General features: G+C 37.9%; 13 protein-coding genes, 1 tRNA gene and 1 pseudogene. 6 read left to right on the forward strand and 9 right to left on the reverse strand.

The genetic code is table 11. The features are described from left to right. The first annotated feature begins 16 nt into the window (after nt 1–16). Both IPL24_00675 and IPL24_00680 read left to right on the forward strand, forming a co-directional pair. Nucleotides 17–96: transfer RNA gene (locus IPL24_00675), tRNA-Leu, on the forward strand. A 302-nt stretch (nt 97–398) separates the two neighbouring features. Further along, nucleotides 399–2117: a T9SS type A sorting domain-containing protein gene (locus tag IPL24_00680; GenBank protein ID MBK8362232.1), complete on the forward strand. Its 1719-nt coding sequence runs from the start codon at nt 399–401 to the stop codon at nt 2115–2117. Nucleotides 2118–2281: 164 nt separating this feature from the next. Here IPL24_00680 and IPL24_00685 read toward each other — a convergent pair whose 3' ends face one another. After that, a complete protein-coding gene (locus IPL24_00685; GenBank protein MBK8362233.1) occupies nt 2282–3784 on the reverse strand; it encodes a T9SS type A sorting domain-containing protein in 1503 nt (500 codons plus the stop codon). A 238-nt stretch (nt 3785–4022) separates the two neighbouring features. Here IPL24_00685 and IPL24_00690 point away from each other — a divergent pair, with 238 nt between their 5' ends. Both IPL24_00690 and IPL24_00695 read left to right on the forward strand, forming a co-directional pair. Further along, nucleotides 4023–4274 (forward strand): hypothetical protein, encoded by a 252-nt coding sequence (locus IPL24_00690; GenBank protein ID MBK8362234.1) that lies wholly within the window; start codon nt 4023–4025, stop codon nt 4272–4274. Further along, nucleotides 4274–4417 carry a hypothetical protein gene (locus IPL24_00695; GenBank protein ID MBK8362235.1) on the forward strand — a complete coding sequence of 48 codons (144 nt, stop codon included), beginning with the start codon at nt 4274–4276 and terminating at the stop codon, nt 4415–4417. Before IPL24_00690 ends, IPL24_00695 begins: the two co-directional genes overlap by 1 nt. Nucleotides 4418–4591: 174 nt before the next feature. Here IPL24_00695 and dnaN read toward each other — a convergent pair. The 8 genes and pseudogenes from dnaN to IPL24_00735 all read right to left on the reverse strand — a co-directional run bounded on the left by dnaN (nt 4592) and on the right by IPL24_00735 (nt 15615). Then, a pseudogene (dnaN, locus tag IPL24_00700) lies at nt 4592–5715 on the reverse strand (DNA polymerase III subunit beta). Between the two features lie 156 nt (nt 5716–5871). Beyond that, entirely contained in the window at nt 5872–6921 is a 1050-nt protein-coding gene (locus IPL24_00705) for a hypothetical protein (GenBank protein MBK8362236.1), read from the reverse strand. Between the two features lie 12 nt (nt 6922–6933). Further along, complete coding sequence (gene gldG / locus IPL24_00710; protein ID MBK8362237.1) at nt 6934–8637, reverse strand: gliding motility-associated ABC transporter substrate-binding protein GldG; 1704 nt, start codon at nt 8635–8637, stop codon at nt 6934–6936. Then, the gene (gene gldF / locus IPL24_00715) at nt 8631–9365 is read right to left on the reverse strand and encodes a gliding motility-associated ABC transporter permease subunit GldF (protein MBK8362238.1); all 735 of its coding nucleotides are present in this window, start codon (nt 9363–9365) and stop codon (nt 8631–8633) included. The genes gldG and gldF overlap by 7 nt, the downstream gene beginning before the upstream one ends. Before the next feature lie 168 nt (nt 9366–9533). Beyond that, nucleotides 9534–11408 (reverse strand): T9SS type A sorting domain-containing protein, encoded by a 1875-nt coding sequence (locus IPL24_00720; GenBank protein ID MBK8362239.1) that lies wholly within the window; start codon nt 11406–11408, stop codon nt 9534–9536. 296 nt (nt 11409–11704) lie between these two features. Next, nucleotides 11705–14314: a T9SS type A sorting domain-containing protein gene (locus tag IPL24_00725; protein ID MBK8362240.1), complete on the reverse strand. Its 2610-nt coding sequence runs from the start codon at nt 14312–14314 to the stop codon at nt 11705–11707. Nucleotides 14315–14548: 234 nt separating this feature from the next. Beyond that, nucleotides 14549–14839: an antibiotic biosynthesis monooxygenase gene (locus IPL24_00730; protein MBK8362241.1), complete on the reverse strand. Its 291-nt coding sequence runs from the start codon at nt 14837–14839 to the stop codon at nt 14549–14551. Continuing rightward, nucleotides 14836–15615: an SAM-dependent chlorinase/fluorinase gene (locus IPL24_00735; protein MBK8362242.1), complete on the reverse strand. Its 780-nt coding sequence runs from the start codon at nt 15613–15615 to the stop codon at nt 14836–14838. Before IPL24_00735 ends, IPL24_00730 begins: the two co-directional genes overlap by 4 nt. Before the next feature lie 158 nt (nt 15616–15773). Between IPL24_00735 and IPL24_00740 the strand changes: the two genes are divergently transcribed. Both IPL24_00740 and IPL24_00745 read left to right on the forward strand, forming a co-directional pair. Further along, nucleotides 15774–16715, forward strand: a complete 942-nt coding sequence (locus tag IPL24_00740) for a PhoH family protein (protein ID MBK8362243.1) — start codon at nt 15774–15776, stop codon at nt 16713–16715. Nucleotides 16716–16726: 11 nt separating this feature from the next. Further along, nucleotides 16727–17680 (forward strand): phosphoribosylaminoimidazolesuccinocarboxamide synthase, encoded by a 954-nt coding sequence (locus IPL24_00745; GenBank protein ID MBK8362244.1) that lies wholly within the window; start codon nt 16727–16729, stop codon nt 17678–17680. Nucleotides 17681–18492 lie beyond the last annotated feature (812 nt).

Below are 18492 nucleotides of genomic sequence, written 5' to 3' on the forward strand. Positions count from 1 at the left end.
CCCTTATTATATTATTGTCCGGGTGGCGAAATTGGCAGACGCACCACTTTGAGGGGGTGGCGGGAAACCGTGTGAGTTCGAATCTCATCCCGGACACTTTACAGTTTGAGTGTGTGGTGTGAAGTGTGGGAAGTAACAAACGATATTCCGCACTTTACTCTTTATACTTTCTTTTAAATTTGAAGTGTCTTCAAACTCAAACTGTCTTGCGGATACTTGCCATAATCATGTAAAGTTGTAGTAAGGTCAAATTGTTGTTTCACATTCCACACTCAAACTGACTCTCCAGCCGTTTTTAACATTTTTCCCATATTTCTTACAGTCGTAAGAGAAAGATCATCTCTCACTCAACAAAATAATTTTAGCAAGCTATAAATCTGTAGAAAAACCACAGATTTATGTCTTCAAGAAAAACCATTTTAGTTATTCTCCTTGTCATTATTAATGTAATGGCAGCTTTATATACAAAGGCATCGATAAATCCGATGAACAGTGCTCAGATAAGTACTGTAAATGCAGGAACGATTCATGGTCCGGCTGCTGTTTGTACGAATCAGTCAACAGTAGTCTACTTTGTTGATGCAATTCCCGGAGTAATCAATTACGCATGGACATTACCAGCCGGGGCGACAGTTGTTTCCGGTCAAGGGACTTCATCAATTACAATTGATTTCGGATCAACCTTTGGCGATATTTGTGTCGCTGCTGATGATGGTACCGGATTCGGTTCTCCATCTTGCCTTGCAACTTATTATGCGCCATCAAAACCATTTGCACCGGATACGATCTATGGCCAGATCAATACTGTTTGTCCCGGTCAGACTTTAACTTACAGCATCGAAGAAGATTCAATTGCTCAGGATTACAACTGGATTATTCCATCGCACATGTCAATTGTTTCCGGTGAGAATACTTCTACTATACAGGTATTAGTTGACACTGGATTTGTCTGGGGTTATTTACGAGCTTCTAAATCGAATTGCAGAGGTATTTCTGCCCAATATGTAATTGGAGTATATTCTGCACCGGCAAAACCGGGATCAGTTACCGGAGCAGCCGTTGGAGCATGTTCAAATGGAACTTATACCTATTCATTTGCACCGGTACCGGGCGCAACTTCTTATACATGGTATGCACCGCAAGGATGTGTTATTGCTTCTCCTGCGAGTTCAGGAAATCCATTAACAACATCAGCATCGACAGTTGAAATTACGTTTCCGTCAAACTTTGTTTACGGTACTCTTTACATTACATCCAACAGTGGTTGTAATTCAAGTGAACTTCGTGAAATGCAAGTTCGATCGCTTCCTCAAAAACCGGGCGCTATCAGCGGACCGTTTTATGGAGTTTGTCAATCGAATAGTGTTATGTACAGAATCGATTCTGTTGCAGGCGCAACTTCTTACAACTGGAATTTTAACAGCAGCTATGTTGTTGTTCATGGAAACGGTAACGATACTATCACAGTTGACTTCTTACCCGGATTTGATCATGCAACTTTGTGTCTGACTGCAGACAATGCTTGCGGAAGTAGTATAGCACGGTGCGGAGTTGTATTTGCTCGTCCGCAACTTTGTCACGAAATCGAAGGACCAACAGGAGCATGTAATTCCATTCCTTCAACAAGTATAGCATTTTATCAGGTCGATTCATTATATGGTGCATCCAATTATGTCTGGAATGTTCCACCGGGAGCGACAATCATTGCCGGACAGGGCACAACTGAGATCACGGTTGATTATATGGGTGCGTCGAGTGGTAATGTTTCTGTAACTGCAGAAAATTCATGCGGTATCAGCCCTGAAAGAAATTTAAGTATCGTGGTCAATCCATGTAGGATCAATAGTAGTGGAGAAGTTGTCTATAAAACAGAATTCACTGCTTTCCCAAATCCGGCAACTACTGAATTTACGATTCGCTTTGAATCACTAAAAAATACTGATTACACAATTCGTATCCTGGATATAACAGGAAGAGTTGTTGTATCAAGAAACCGTTACGCAAGTTCCGGTACCAACAATGAAATTTTCAATGTATCAGATCTGCCGCGCGGAATTTATCTGGCGGAGTTAGATCTGGATAACGACAAACAATTTATAAAAGTCGTTGTGAAATAAAGACAGGTTTTTTTGGTTAGACGAGGAGCCCCGTTTGGTAATACCAGCGGGGTTTTCTTTGACCTGGATTCTCGGATGTATGGATTAATGGGATTGACTTTAGACTTGTCAAAGTCAGAAGTAAGGTTTTTGTATCAAGTCTAATTTTTTTCAGGCTAGTTCTATCACTTTGAAACGCATACCTTTTTAGTCATAGATCTTTCATCTATGGTAAGGTTGACAAAGTATATTCCTGATGAAAGTTTATCTGTGTTAATCGAAAATGAATTTCCTGCCGACAAATTTATTTTTTCGGAAAAAATTATTTTTCCACTGATATCTGAAACTGAATAGGCCAATTTTCTTGACTGAAGGAAATTTATTTCAATATTTAATTCCTCGCTAGCAGGATTTGGAAAAATTCTCAAATGTGGTGCTTCACTTTTTGAAATTAATGTGGATCCGCAATCGATGTGAAAGTTTGGACCGCCTGATGCTACAAGATTTGAATTAACATGGGGAAATGTCTGTGCAGTCGTCAGAAGAGGTAAAGACAATTGTGGCAAGCTCGTAAAGGTGAATCCTGAGTCACTCTGTGTACCAGTGTTTACAACATTACAAGAACTGCTATCCATTAAAAGAAATCCATTGTCGGTTAACAATATCAGTTGGTTTCCGATAGACGTAATTCCGGGGTTCATCAAATTTCCGGAGATCAAGTCATAATTTGTATAAGATGACCCGGTAGAGTCCATCCTGAAAAAGCCATGATTATAACATTGCTCCTGCTCAACAAAAATACTTCCATCACTTAATACAGTAACTCCGGGTCCTCCTTGTGAAACCCATATAACATTTCCGGCTGAATCAATTTCTAATGTTTTGAAATGTGGACATGATTGCCATGTACCATGGCTGAAAGAGAAAATGATATTTCCATTTTTTAATAAAATATTTTTCGGACCTACTTTAGTGAAGCCGGGTTCACTGTTTGCTTCGTAATAATTGGTCTTCCAGTTTATAATCGAAAGTCCCGAATCGATGTTCATTCCATAGTTGTAACAGGCATTGTCAAAAATATTATATTCTATACCGGTTAAAAACAGGGTTCCATCACTCATTACAATCGGAGCAGAGAAAGGATCAAAATTCTCATATGGCAGCTTTTTATAAATAGTTCCGCTGCTATCGGCAATAAATATAACTGCATAATAATTTCCCAACGACTCGTAGGTGATCATGGCAGAGATTGCCAGTTTATTTTCTGCGGTAAAGGATAATGTTGTAAAACTCGTTTTGATGGTATCAACATCATAACTTTTTTGCCATATCAGATTTCCATCGAGGTCTAATTCAAGTAATAATCCTGATGCATGATCTGTTGTATCTGTAATTTCACCTGCTACAACAATTTTTGTACTGTCGAAGTTAAATGTAAGCTGATTAAATTTTACTGACAGACTATCACTAAATTGTTTTGACCAGATTATATCTCCAATTTTATTAATCCTTACCAATATTCCGGAAGATGGGCTATTTAAAGATTGCCCGGCAAAAATTGCTGTTGAATCATTGTCACTGATACTGGAAGTAAACTCGATATTTCCAGAATTCAGTGTCTTAAAAAGGTTTGTAGCTTTGAGATTTAAGTTAAAAAACGCAAAAGCGACAACTAAAAAATATTTCATAGATCCAGATTTTAGCTCAAAATACAATTTTTTCAATAAAGTCAATTTTATCCGGGAATCCCCATTGTTAAGAAATAATGACCAAAATGTTATGATTCCGTCTGGTTTTGGCATGCTTTTACAATCAAAATCACTTATTCGTCCCATTGTTTAAGGCTGTTTACCAAACATAATTGAACAACCACCGTGCATGGGACTACATTTGAGAACTATTCAAAAACAAAAAACACGAAACAAAATGAGCACTAACGAAATTCAAAATCTGGTTTTCCACCAAGGACAATTTACTTTTACTGATGGTAAAAAGAATTCAGGAATGATCGTAGCACGTTACAATATAATCGATGCAAAGATCGAATACTATCTTATCCCTGAAGAAAATATTATGGCTTATCAGGCAGCACGTTCTCATGCTGAACCGAATGCACATAAAAGTCTGGGAACAAACATCGATATCTCTGATATCATACAAGTAAATCTTGCAGCATAATGAAAAGATACACGATCTACAATAAGTTATTCATCGTATTCTGCGTTGCGATGATTGCACTCATCGCTTGGAAAGCTCCGCATGAGAAAGAAAACAAATCTTCGAAGAAGCAAAACGTCGAAGGAGTAGAGAAAGATAATTAGTTCATTAATTTGGGATATAATGGAAGAACCCCTCTGTTATGGAGGGGTTCAACCGAACATTATGATTAATGGATTAAAGGATTTTTGGATTATTAGTAGGCAGCTTTGCTGAGTTAATAAGTTTTTTTTACCGGGATTTAATGGATTTCGGGATTACCGGGAATATTTATTTTCTTAATTATTTAGCATTACCGGCATCACCAACATTAGAATATCTTCACTTTCGTTTTCTGAATTTGCAGGTACTAAAATTCCGGCACGATTAGGCGCCGACATTTCAATCGTTACATTTTCGAATTCAAGGTTACTAAGCATATCGCTCAGGAAGCGGGCATTGAATCCAATCTCCATATCTTCTCCTTCATACTGACAAGAAAGTCTCTCATTTGCTTCATTGGCAAAGTCAAGATCTTCTGCGCTGATCTGTAGTTCACTTCCTGCAACTTTTAAGCGAACCTGATGAGTTGTCTTATTGGAGAATATGGAAACACGGCGAACAGAACTCAAGAGCGCGGAACGTGAAATAGTAAGTTTATTAGGATTGTCAACCGGGATTACTGCTTCGTAATTCGGATACCGGCCATCAATCAAACGACAGATCAACGAATGATTCGCAAACTGAAAAGGATGTTACTTTCATTGTAATTTATATTAACTACTTCTTCGGAATCAGCCATAATATTTTTCAGAAGATTCAATGGCTTTTTAGGAACGATCAATGCACCTTCGCCACTTGCTTTAGCATCTGTACGACGATAACGGACAAGTTTGTGTGCGTCGGTTGCTACAAAAGTAATATTGTCTTTGCTTAACTGAAAAAACACTCCTGACATAACAGGACGTAATTCATCGTTGCCCGTAGCAAACAATGTCTTATTGATTGCATTTTGTAATATAGAAGCACTTAGTTTTAATGTCTTCGCACCATCCATTGTTGGAACTCTTGGAAATTCTTCGGCATCAAATCCGGTCAATTTGTATTTTCCGAAATCAGAAACGATTTCTATTCCCAGAGTTTTTTCATCTACTAAAAAAGTCAGTGGTTGTTCAGGAAATGTTTTTAACGTATCCAGTAATATTTTAGCAGGAACAGCAATTTTGCCTCCTTGTTTTCCTTCAGTCAATTGAATGCCTGTTGTCATCGTTGACTCCAGATCCGAGGCAGAAACTGTCAAAGTTCCTTTATCGACAACAAATAGAAAATTGTTCAGAATTGGTAATGGATTACTTGAATTCAAAACACCACTGATTTGCTGTAAATGCTTCATCAATGTGGTACTCGATACAATAAATTTCATTTTGTAAGTGTATTTGTTTGTGTTTCAGTATGTAAGAGAAGAATAGGCAAAACGCCGCTAAGCTTTTACCTCTGTCACAAACCTACATATTCGCATTTAACTCCCAAAGAAAATAATCCCGGAAAACTAATTAAATATCAACATAAAAGCGGGAAATTAACGAGTATTCTGAACTGGTCTTTGACCTCGGTTAAGATCAAAATCAATTTTTCTCCTGAAAAGTTTATTAATAGTTTGCTGCTGGATAAATACCAGAATATTCTCAGGCTGCAGATAGCCGTATAATCTGTCAGGATCATATTTCAATTTTCTTCCGATTGAATCAACCTGATTCATCGAATTAGCCGCTAACGGCATTGGGAAAATAAATAGTTCCCGCTTCTTATTTTGCTTATCAACAATACTGAAACTGATTGATGGTGGAGTAGAAAGCAATGAATCTATTCCTGATTTAGTTTTATCCGCTACCTCTGTTTCGTAATAAATTGTTGAATATAATCTCAGGTAATTATCAATTCCAATTGTATCAGGTTCTGATAGTAGTCCGGAACCATCAGGTGAAGTAACTTTTTTATTGCCGTTACTGATATCAATTATAAATGAATTTTGCGGGTAATTTGCGTATTCAAGTTTGATCGAAGAAATTTCTTCGGGTTGGTAAGTAAACAATGCCGGATCTTTCCAATTGGACTCTTTGGGACTATACCGTGGAGTCAGATATCCATTGAATCCCGGAATATGTGTTACAAAAGGTGAATTAGAATTTTCAATGATCATAAAAGTTCCTAATATATCTTCTGTTTGTCCACCAACGTAATAAATTTTTTCTGCCTTGTCTTTTCCATTCAGATAAATTTCACATTTAATTCCGTTGCTGGCAATTCTTTTAATGACATTATTATACGCAGACTTCGCGACTTTTGTCCTGACATCTACCTTATATATCACTTCAAGCAGGTTAAGAATATTTGATCGTCTTGCTAAATACTTATCGTTTACTTTCCATTCACCGCCATTCCCTCGTGTAAGAGTGATCGCATTGCCCTCTCTATCGGCAAGATAAATTTTAGTAATTTCTGCTGTGTCTTTAACTGCAAAATCACGCAGTTCCTCCTTTACAGTGCTATACTTTGTTTTGTAAATATAAAAAATAGTAATCCCGGCAAGAACTACAAAGAGTAGAAGCAGAGTTTTATTGTTTTTCATTTTCTGAAATTCTTAATTGGTAAATTTACGCTTACGGACGAATGCAAATATTAACCCGAAAACGATAATAAGCAATGTCGGCAGTACAACATTCAACCATTGAATAAATAATGGTGATTCGATTTTAGCCGGATCAAGTAACCGCAACCTGATTTCTTTTGAGCGTAATTCGAGTACAGCATCATTATCACAAAGATAATCGATGCAATTCAGAACGAAACTTTTATTTCCAAAGGTCTGTCGCGTAAACCGATCATATCCTAATGGATAAACATTTCCTTTTTTACTTACAAAACTGGAAATAACATCACCGTCGCTCACTACAATCATTTTAGTGGTATCACTTTTTGCTTTGTAGTTGATATCCTTTGAATTTATTATTGCTGTCGGTAAACGGTTCTCATAATTTGAATTGAAGTTTCCTTCAAGTAATACTGCGATCGGAATATTCCTTCTGTTGAACATCATCGGGTCTGCTTTGTCGCGAAGTATATTCAAACTGACACGGGCAGGAGCCATTTGTAGCCGACTTAGTTTTGAAGACGTAAGCAGAATTGTTTTAGTGACTGATTCTGTTTCTATAGTATCGATCGAACTTGCAAATTCTGTTTTGACCATATTCAGATTATTGACGATGGGATTTTTACTGTCAGCAGACAGTAAAGGATAATAATACCACGGGAAAATTTCCTGCTTAGGCTGATTACCCACATACCCTGTTACTACCGGAATAGGAGCAGCCTGCATATCCATTACAAAGTCGTTATTGATTCTAACTCCGTATTTGAAAAGCATGTCGTCAATGTTTAACTCATAAGGAATGGCAACTGTCGTATTTCTTTTTTCCAGACTGTCCATATTCATTGCCATCTTATCGATCAACCAAAGAACACGACCACCCTTCATGATAAACTGATCCAGAATGAATTTATCTTTTTCATCAAAAGCAGTATCCGGTTTAGCGATGATCAATAATTTATAATCTTTAAGTGCGTCAAGTTTTCCATCGATACTTACGGTATCAACAATATAAAAATCACTGAGCCCATTAGCTGCATCTGAGATCTGTTTTGTCGGTAATTCATTCTGACCTCTCAGGAAGGCGATTGAAGTTGATTTCTGACGGGAAATTTTCCTTAGAATATTGCTGATCTCATATTCCAGATTCTCAATTGAATTGTTAAGCATTTCATCAGAGTTGCCCCCGAATTTGCTTTTCAGGATCTGCATCGGAACTTCCAGGCTTTTGTAATTTACAATTGCACCCGGGAAAATGATCTTCTGACTTTGCTGACCTTTATCGGTTTCTTCCAGGTTAGTCGGAAAAAGTCCTTTTTCTGTCAATTGCTTATACAGTTCTACTCTTTGCTTTTCATCCGGATTAGCGGATGGATCTATGAATTCATATTCAATATTGTCGTCTGAATAGATTCTGAATTCATCCAGCATTTCTTTCAAAGAGTTTTTTAATTTTAAAAACCCCGGCGGAAGATCTCCATCAAGATAAACTTTGAAATAGACGATATCATCCAGTTCCTTAGCAAGATCTTTTGAGGATTCAGATAGTGAATAGCGATTTTCCTGCGTCATATCAAATCTGTGAAAAGCAAACTGAGCGAGGATATTCACCAAAACTAATATTCCGGATAAAAGAATCAGCCGGACGATACTTTGCTTTTTTGCATTTCTGCTTATTTTATTTTTCTCTTTTACCATTTGCGCTTTTCTAAAATAAAACGGGTTGAGAAAACAAACAGAAGAGTCAACGAAATGAAATATACAACATCGCGGGTATCAATTACACCCCGGCTGAGTGAAGCATAATGATTGCTTATTCCAAGTCCTGCCAGCAGGTTTCCTGCTACCGGATTAGAAATTATAGCAGCCAGAAACTCAAATCCGCTATAAAAGAAAAAGGACAGAATAACAGCCAGTATAAATGATACGATCTGATTACTTGTCAGTGCAGATGCAAATACACCAATAGAGGCAAAGCCGCTGCAGAGAAAGATCAATCCGATATAGGAGCCAACGATACCTGCTGTGTCAATGTTTCCAACCGGATTTGCCAGTTGATAAATAGAAATGTAATAAATTGATGTAGGCAGCAATGCAATTACAACAAGAATTACTGCAGAAAAGAATTTTGCAAGTACAATCTGCAGATCGGAAATTGGCTGAGTTAACAAGATCTCAATTGTACCGCTTCTGTGTTCTTCTGCAAACATTTTCATTGTAACTGCAGGGATCAGAAATAAAAATACCCAAGGGGCTACAACAAACAATGGATCCATATTAGCAAATCCACTTTCAATAATATTAAAGCCTCCTCCTGGAAAGATCCACATGATCAATCCTAATGTGAGGAGAAAGACAATGATAACGATATAACCGATCAATGAACTGAAAAAACTATTGATCTCTTTTCTTAATAATGCAACCACCTATGACTTTATTGAGGCGTAAAAGTAGGTTTTTAATTAAAATATAGGAAATGAAATGATGAAGGAATGGGGAATTTATCAACTATTTAAATTGAATTCAAAAGTCGAAATTCGAAAGTCAAAAAGGGAAGGGAGTTGTAGCTGAAATATGGGAATTCAATGACAAAATTATTTTTTTACAAAACGTAATATTTGAGATTCACCATTTGACTCCAGCAGAACAAAATATATTCCCGGAGCAAGCTCTGCTACAGATAAAACTTCGTTCATCGCGTCTTCAATAAACAGTGCTTTGTAATAAACTTTCTTTCCCATTGCATCATTGATAGTGATTGAATAAGGAGATGTTGGAAGAAGATCATTCTGTATTGTTATATATTCAATAGCCGGATTGGGAAACAATTTAAATCCGGAAGCCGGAACTTCGCACGTTTCTTTCCCGATTTTTAGTGTAGATGAAATTTTACATCCAATCTGATCAGTAATTTTAACATTATAAAGACCTGCTTTCAGATCCACTCGTTCCTGTAAATTGTTGTTGTCATTCCATGCTATGGTATAAGGTAAAACACCGCCGGCCAGATTGAGATAAGCCTTGCCATCATTCGCTATGCAAGATGCATTTTCCAGCGTTGCCGTCATATCAATTCTTTCTGAATTGTTCACCTGAAAATTTCTTTCAACAATACATCCATTTCCATTGTCTAATGTTACCGTATATACTCCCGCAGCAAGCTGATCGAGCATTGGTTGATCTGAATTGTTATGAACCCAATTTATACTTACAGGTTGCGAAGATTGAGAAATGTTCAAAGCAATAGCGCCATTGTTTTTTCCGGCACAATCTGAATTTGTTACTATTGGAGACAGGACCAAAGTACTTACGGTTATCCGGAGATAATACGACTTAGCGCCATTCAGCGGACAAGCATTATCTGTTACAAGTACTTTAATCCAGAATGTTGAATTTCCGTTAGCTTGCTGAGCAGTCCAGCTTATTGAAACTTTTTGCAACCGGTCATTTGACTTCTGAATCATAAGGTCAGGAATATTCGAACTGACTTCAATCATGGTAGTCTGACCTGCATCCGGATCAACTGATGACAAATTGATCAGCAACTCAGCACCTGCGCACAATGAAAATGAATTCAACTGTCCCGAAACAAGTTCACCGATAGAAGGGAGGGTGTTGTTGCTGTTTGTAGAAATTAATTGAACGTCGCGCATTGTTGATCCAATTAGTTCCCCATTTCGATACTCTGAAATTTTAACTGCCAGAATAGCTGTTTCCTGCTGTGACGGATTTATTGTAATAATTCCATTCTCAGAATTGAAAGTTGATATAGTGTTTGATGCAATGAAATGTTGCGCATCATACCCTGAAACGTAATTGACGTTTGTCAATTCACTGGTCTTTGGAGCGATTAAAGAATATACGAGTGAATCGCCATCTGAATCTAAAGCATTTACTGAAAATTGATTTTCCTGGTGTGTAGCTAGAACCATTATCGGTTTTCCTGAAAAAACCGACGAACTGTTTTCATTCGTCAAATTATTTAATGTTGCCTCAACATACAATGGTAATGTTTCAGGATTTATTACGGATGTTATCGCTGAATTCCTGCAACAATCTGTAACACTGAATACAAAATCATTACATTTTTGTTGAAGGACAATGATTCCTGAATATTCAAGTTGTTTGAAGCCTGTTGTTACACCGCCATTGCACGTTGACGGAGCAGAAATACAATTAGCACTTATTACTATTTCTGACCCGATGACTTTTTGAAGTACAAATGAATTGCTGACAGAACAGTTATATGATCTGACCGATGCATTCATGCTTATTGGAGGTAGGCTTCCTGAGCAATCACTATAAAGCGTATAAGTGACCTTATATTGATCATTGCCCAGATATCTATAGGAAATATCTGCCCCCGCCATATGACTTGCATTTGCCTTTAAATAGCCTGTAAAAATGCTAATCAGCAAAAAAGCCACAAAGACCTTTTTTAAAGAAAAAAACGATGTTTTCTGAATCATTTTTGATGCTGATTTTGCGAGTGAACAAGTACAAATTAGCATCAAAACGCTATAAATTCAATTCCTTTATGCCTTTAACTTGGTAAATGGTATGAATGGGGGGGAAATGGGGGTAAATAATAACTATAAACGAAAAAGTGAAAAGTGAAAAGTGAAAAGTGATTGCGTCATTTAATGAGTAAATCTATAATTCCAGGTTTCTCATTATTATTATTAATTATTCATTATAAATTATAAAAAAAAGGGTCCATGATTTGACTCATGAACCCCTTTTCGAAGAATAACTATGGTTTAGCTTATTGTTTTACAATTCTTGAAGTGTTAACCTCGTTATCGTAAGCAACTTTTACTGTATAAACTCCTGCAGTAAGAGTATTGATATCGATTGATTTTGTATAACCGTAACCGGAAACTTCTGTAGAGAAGAATACTGTGTTACCAAGGATATCCATTACTGTGATTGAAACTTTTGTATCACGGATTTTAGAAACGTTTACGTTAAGTTCATTCTTAGCAGGATTTGGATAAACTGAAACCAGACTTGCTGCAGAACGAGTTCCGCTGCCCTGGAATGGATTACAAGTGATGTAACTTACAGTAATCACATCGAAAGCTTCACAACCTGATGCATTAGTTACAAGTACAGAATAATTACCTGCTGCTGTAACTGTAAGCGTTTGGTTTGTGCTGTTGTCACTCCATAGGTATGAAGTTCCTACTCCTGCACCCGCGTCAAGTATTAATTGTTCACCGATACAAAGTGTTGTGTCATTTCCTAAGTTAACATTTGCACCTACACTCATTGAAGCGATCTCAACTGTTGCATAAGCACGACATCCAAGATAATCTTCAACCATTACAACGTTTGTTCCTGCGTTCAATTGAGTTGCAACATCTGTTGCTTCTCCGCTAGGCCATTCGATTGTGTATGGTGACTGACCACCGCTGATAGTTACTATTGCTGATCCATCTTCACTTAGTGGACAAGTTGCATCCATCAATGAAATTGCTGATGCGCTGATTCCTGCTGCATTTGCAACGTTCGTTGTCAATATTTGAGAACAACCGCTTGTTACATCAGTAGCAACACATTCATAGATACCAGCTATAAGACCGGTTGCTGAAGGGCCATTAGATACGTTTGGAGTCCATACATATGTAAAGTTACCACTGCCGCCTTGTGTAGCTACAGTTGCTGATCCATCATTTGCAAGACAGGTAGCAGGTGTAGAACTGATTGAGAAAGAAACAGGAGCTGTATTTGCGATCACAACGTTTGCATTTGTATGACAGTTATTATCGTCAGTTACAGTAACTGTATAAGGACCTGAAGCAAGATCAATTGCTTCTGCAGTATTTTGAGGAGGAACAGTATTCCATACATAATCGTACGTACCTGTACCACCATTCACTGATGCAATTGCACTACCAAGTGCACTACCACAACCTGCGTTAGTAGGAGTTGTCGTTACAACAAGCGGTGCCGGTTGAGAAATTACAACTGTTTGTGCACCTACACAACCTGAACCATCTGTTACGTTAACAGTATATGTTCCGGCAACTAAGTGAGATATAGTTTGTGATGTTAATTCATTTGGTAATTGATTAGAAGTCCATAGATAAGTCAAAGGTGGATTTCCTGAAGCAGTTACTGTTGCAGAACCATTATGATTTCCGAAACAAGCAACACTCGGTGTCGATGTAACATTCAATCCCATGTTAGAAACTACTACTGAGAAACTGTAAGTCTGAAGTCCATTAGAAGGACAAGCATCGTCACGAACTGTTACTGTGAAAGTATAAGGTTGTGGACGAGCATCAGCCGGTGTTGGAGCCCAGCAGAAACGACCTACCGGATTCGGAGAACCACTAGTTGTGAAAGTAGCACCCGGGATACCTGCATTCCATGATAGAGTTAATGTTTGTCCTGGATCTGTTTCATTTGTGATGATGTCGAAACAAAGCTGACCACCTGTACAAGCAGAAGTTGCAAAGTTACCACCACCATTGATACCAGTCGCAGATGGAAGTGTGTTTGAACAAGCTACTGTGTAGATCTGAATATCTCTCATTACTGATCCGATAAGAACACCATTACGATATTCCTGAATCAATACTGCAACAACACCTACTTCAGATTGCGTTGGGTGCATGAAGATATCACCGTTGTTCTGATTGATTGTTGTAGCAGGAGAAGATGTTATAGGATTTGCAATTGAATAACCTGCAGCATATGTTACTGATTGGTTAGCACCAGTCCTTGGTGGAATGAAGAAATATACTAATGAATCACCATCAGCATCAATTACACCATGATTGTAAAAGTTATTCTGACCAATACACTGGAAAGCTACGGGATAGTTCGCGAAAGTTGGCGAATTATTGTTTGTAAGTGTATTGTTCAAATAAGCTTCAAGATACTGTCCGTCACCTGAACCGAAATCCAGAGTAGTGATGGCAGCATTACGACAACAGTTTGAAACACTAAAGTTCCAATCCGGGCATTGTGCCGGAAGAGTAACTATTGTAGTGTATTCATAAGCCTGGATACCGGGAGCTGTTCCACCTGCACATGTTGAAGGATTACCCGGACAGTTCAATGAAATTTCTTGTCCTGTTCCCGGAACCTGATTCAATGTTAAGGATTGCGATACTCCGGCGCCACAAGTGGTTGAACCAACTTGTAGTGATTCAGTTAATGGTGCATCAATACCGAAGCAATCACGGTAAAGAGTGTAAGTTACCAGATACTGGTTGTTACCGATATATTCATAGGTCAAATCTGCTCCGGCCATGTGACTGGCTTTAGAGGAATTCAAGCCCATGAAACATACTAAAGCAAAAAGAACGCAAAGGTTCTTCCACAAGTTTCCGGTAATGGTTTTAGGGTAAATAGTTTTCTTCATTTTCTATTTTTGTTTGTTTCTTTTTTTCTGTATTAATTAGGGTAAATTTAGTTTGAAGTCGGGGAAAAGCGGTATTTGTTTTGTAAGTGAACTCAATTTTTGGGTGAGGCATCTTATTTCTCTTGTGCATTCCGCTTGAAATGGATTTGTAAAAGCACTCTTTACTTTCGAATGTTTAGCAATATTACCTAAAAAAGCAATGCCAGTCAACCTTTCAGGCACTATTTAACAACTTTATTTCAACATATTCTGCACACTCCAGGCTTCAGCTCTGGCCGCAAATAACGGTTTGGTTTTCTGCCATGTATCTCTGAAAAGCGAGGATTGACGGTAGGTTTCGAGGTCTTCTTCATGTTCCCATGTTGAAAACGTAAAGTAAACTCCAGGATCTTTTAAATCTTTAAAAAGCTGTAATCCTGTACAACCCTTGAATTTACTAATGTTTGGACTAACTTCTGCAAAGACTTTTTCAAATTCAGCTGTGTGTTCTGACATAAAAGTCATCTTGACAATTCTTGTTATCATTTGAATTCTACCCTTATAGCATCCATAACTTTTAGTCCAAGAAGCCCGGCAGCATTACCACGATTCAATGCTATTTCCAGATAACCGTTCGTGTTAAAAAATGCCACGATCTCACCATTCTCCGTGTCCTCATATGACTTGGATAATCTGGTGATCGTATAGTCAGATTTACGCATAAAGATCACAAATTCACGGTTTTTATGCTCATTTTCGAAAAAGTCTTTCCTGATATTCATGATTGCATTGCCGAAAGAATCAATATAAATTATAGATCCTCTGATAGTATTGGCATCTGTAGTGGGTACGGCAAAGTAGCTGGTCAATACATTCTCCTGTTCTTTCCCAAGTTGAGAAGGTTTTGATCCGGAACCTAACTTTACAATTGCATCTAAAATTACTTCTTCAACAACATTTCTGTCTTCATGCTGTCTTGCATTCAAATGGTAAACTTTTTTGGGTTTCTCATCCAGCACGAGACTGAAAATTCCACTGTCAAATCCAATAAAATAGTGACCTTCTGATTCAACAATCAAAAATGGAAATTCAAGATCATGGTTATCAGGACCGGTAAGTCCTATATAGTGTATACTTCCTTCCGGAAACTTATTGAAACTTGTCTTTATGATGTATGCTGCTGTAAGGATATCAAAATGCGTGACCTCATGTGTTATATCTATAACCTGGAGCACTGATTTTCGCAACATCAGCGACCCTTTAAAACAGGCAACGTACGGATCACAAATTCCCCAATCGGTGGTAAGAGTCAGAATTGGCATAGATAGATAAAGAGCATCTGATGTTGATAACTTATAGAATAGCTGAACTCAAAAGTAGACAGTTTTAGGTAGTATTGAAACGAAAAAGAAATAGACTTATTAAGAATTGAACGGTAATAACTTGTTCAGTTTATTTTTAATTTAAAACCTAAAAACCATTGAGCGAAGTAGTAATCCCTATCGACACCTTTAATCCGGTTGAATTTTTTGGTGTTAACGACAGTAACCTTGAAGTGATCAGAAAGAATTTTCCGGAGCTGAAATTAGTAGCCAGAGGAAATGAAATAAAAGTAATCGGCGATGAAAAAAACATTCACGTCTTCAGTGAAAAGATAAATCGCCTTATTCAGCATTATCAGAAATTCGGAAGTCTGACTCCTGATAATGTAGAACATTTTTTAGCAGATACTTCTGTTAAATCCGATTCACCAACAGCAGGAAACAATGGCGATGTGCTCGTCTTCGGACAGAATGGAATTATGGTCCGTGCCCGCACTGTCAACCAGAAAAAAATGGTTGAAAGCTCGGAGAAGAACGATATCGTTTTTGCTATCGGACCCGCAGGAACAGGTAAAACATATACTGCTGTCGCTCTTGCTGTTCGTGCGCTAAAAAACAGAGAGATCAAACGGATCATTCTTACCAGACCGGCAGTAGAAGCAGGGGAGAACCTCGGATTTTTACCGGGTGACCTTAAAGAAAAAATTGATCCGTATCTTCGTCCTTTGTATGATGCCTTGTACGATATGATCCAGGGTGAAAAAGTAAAAAGTTATATAGAAAGCGGAGTAATTGAAGTTGCACCCCTTGCATTCATGCGTGGTCGTACTTTAGACAATGCATTTGTAATTCTCGATGAAGCACAGAATGCAACTGAAAGTCAGTTGAAAATGTTTCTTACCAGAATGGGTCCATCGGCAAAATTTATTGTTACCGGTGATGTAACACAAATTGATTTACCTAGGAACCAACCTTCCGGTTTAGTTCAGGCAATAAAAATCCTGAGTAATGTAAAAGGAATAGATTTCATTTATCTGGATGCACAGGATGTCGTTCGTCACAGATTGGTTAAAGATATTATTGAAGCATACAACAAGTGAAAACAATGAAGATGGATGCGGCGCTGGCGGGGACAAATTTTAATTTCCCCGGACAACAATCTTTTTACAAAGGAAAAGTAAGAGATGTTTATTCTTTTGAAAAAGTTTTAGTCATGGTTGTAACAGACCGGATCTCTGCATTCGATGTGGTTTTGCCAAGAGCTATTCCTTTCAAAGGACAAGTGCTGAATCAGATCGCTTTGAAAATGTTACAGGCAACTTCAGACATTGTACCGAACTGGGTGATCACTTCACCGGATCCGAACGTTACGATCGGAAAAAAATGTGATCCCTTTAAAGTTGAAATGGTCATCCGCGGATATTTGTCAGGACATGCGTGGCGAGAATATAAAGCGGGTCGAAGAGAAGTTTGCGGAGTAAAATTGCCTGAGGGTCTCAAAGAGAATGATAAATTTCCGGAGCCAATAATTACTCCCACAACAAAAGCATCTCACGGTCACGACGAAGATATTTCACGCGAAGAAATCTTAAGCCGGGGAATAGTTTCTGAAAGCGACTACATCAAGATGGAGGAGTACACCAGAGCAATTTACAAACGCGGCACAGAGATCGCAAAGAAAACAGGATTGATCTTAGTCGATACAAAATATGAATTCGGAAAATCAGGAGATCAGATTTTTTTGATCGATGAAATTCATACTCCCGATTCATCCAGATATTTTTATGCCTTCGGATACGAAGACCGTCAGAAAAACGGCCAGGAACAACGCCAGCTTTCAAAAGAATTCGTCAGACAATGGTTGATCGAAAATAATTTCCAGGGCAAAGACGGCCAAACAGTTCCCGAAATGTCCGACGCCTGGGTCGATCAAATTTCCAAACGCTACATCGAACTTTACGAAAAACTCACCGGCGAACAGTTTGTTCCTGCAAACATTTCTAATATCAATGCGAGAGTAGAAGCGAATGTGCTTCGTGCATTGGAAGGAATTCAGAATTCATAGTTCGAGATTTGTTATCCGTAATTTGTAATTCGAGATTCGTAATTCGAAACTAGTTTACGGCTTCTAAACGCTCTCTAAAAAGATCATTATTCATTTTAAAGTCTTCAGAACTTTCCCAGACCGCCGACCTCGAAGAGGTCGCACATTTGTAGAAAGGAAAAAGCCCTACCGAACCCGACCTCGAAGAGGTCGCACATGATAACGTAATATCCTTTCATCCAATAAATAAAATCAAGAAATCATTTTTTAAAATACCAGCGGAACGGTGAATTTTTCTAAGAACTTTTATGAATAGGAAACCACTCTCAAATTAGCAACTTTCTTAACAACCGCCGACCTCGAAGAGGTCGCATATTTGTAGAAAGGAAAAGGCCCTGCCAAACCCGACCTCGAAGAGGTCGCACATGATAATGTAATATCCTTTCAACCAATAAATAAAATCAAGAAATCATTTTTTAAAATTCCAGCGGAACTGTGAATTTTTTTCAAGAACTATTTATGAATAGGAAACCACTTTCAAATTAGCAACTTTCTTAACAACCGCCGACCTCGAAGAGGTCGCACACTTGCAGAAAGGAAAAAACTCTGCAGAGCCCGACCTCGAAGAGGTCGCACATGATAACGTAATATCCTTTCATCCAATAAATAAAATCAAGAAGTCATTTTTTAAAATTCCAGCGGAACTGTGAATTTTTTTCAAGAACTATTAATGAATAGGAAACCACTTTCAAATTAGCAACTTTCTTAACAACCGCCGACCTCGAAGAGGTCGCACATTTGTAGAAAGGAAAAAGCCCAACCGAACCCGACCT

The organism is Bacteroidota bacterium (assembly GCA_016711505.1).
In the GTDB taxonomy this organism is placed as follows: domain Bacteria; phylum Bacteroidota; class Bacteroidia; order AKYH767-A; family 2013-40CM-41-45; genus JADKIH01.

Coding starts and splice junctions, on each gene's coding strand:
- IPL24_00680 (MBK8362232.1), top strand. CDS start 399: ATGTCTTCAAGAAAAACCATTTTAGTTATTCTCCTTGTCATTATTAAT.
- IPL24_00685 (MBK8362233.1), bottom strand. CDS start 3,784: ATGAAATATTTTTTAGTTGTCGCTTTTGCGTTTTTTAACTTAAATCTC.
- IPL24_00690 (MBK8362234.1), top strand. CDS start 4,023: ATGAGCACTAACGAAATTCAAAATCTGGTTTTCCACCAAGGACAATTT.
- IPL24_00695 (MBK8362235.1), top strand. CDS start 4,274: ATGAAAAGATACACGATCTACAATAAGTTATTCATCGTATTCTGCGTT.
- IPL24_00705 (MBK8362236.1), bottom strand. CDS start 6,921: ATGAAAAACAATAAAACTCTGCTTCTACTCTTTGTAGTTCTTGCCGGG.
- gldG (MBK8362237.1), bottom strand. CDS start 8,637: ATGGTAAAAGAGAAAAATAAAATAAGCAGAAATGCAAAAAAGCAAAGT.
- IPL24_00720 (MBK8362239.1), bottom strand. CDS start 11,408: ATGATTCAGAAAACATCGTTTTTTTCTTTAAAAAAGGTCTTTGTGGCT.
- IPL24_00725 (MBK8362240.1), bottom strand. CDS start 14,314: ATGAAGAAAACTATTTACCCTAAAACCATTACCGGAAACTTGTGGAAG.
- IPL24_00730 (MBK8362241.1), bottom strand. CDS start 14,839: ATGATAACAAGAATTGTCAAGATGACTTTTATGTCAGAACACACAGCT.
- IPL24_00735 (MBK8362242.1), bottom strand. CDS start 15,615: ATGCCAATTCTGACTCTTACCACCGATTGGGGAATTTGTGATCCGTAC.
- IPL24_00745 (MBK8362244.1), top strand. CDS start 16,727: ATGGATGCGGCGCTGGCGGGGACAAATTTTAATTTCCCCGGACAACAA.